General features: G+C 64.1%; 1 pseudogene. It reads left to right on the forward strand.

The window, feature by feature from the left end:
- Nucleotides 1-206: pseudogene (locus PA598K_RS18540) on the forward strand (STM4012 family radical SAM protein); the annotation flags it as partial.

Raw genomic sequence — 206 nt, forward strand, 5'->3', positions numbered from 1 at the left:
CGAGCGGGCGCTGGCGCTGCTGCAGCGTTACCGCTTCCCGATCCTCAATCTCGATCTCATCTACGGCTTGCCGGGGCAGACGGTAGACTCCTGGCTGTACTCGGTCGAGCGGGCGCTCGACTACAAGCCGGAGGAGATCTTCATCTACCCGCTCTATACGCGCGACCATACGATCGTCAAGCCGACCGATGCGCGGCTCAGCGGCG

It is taken from the genome of Paenibacillus sp. 598K (assembly GCF_003851045.1).
GTDB lineage: Bacteria > Bacillota > Bacilli > Paenibacillales > Paenibacillaceae > Paenibacillus_D.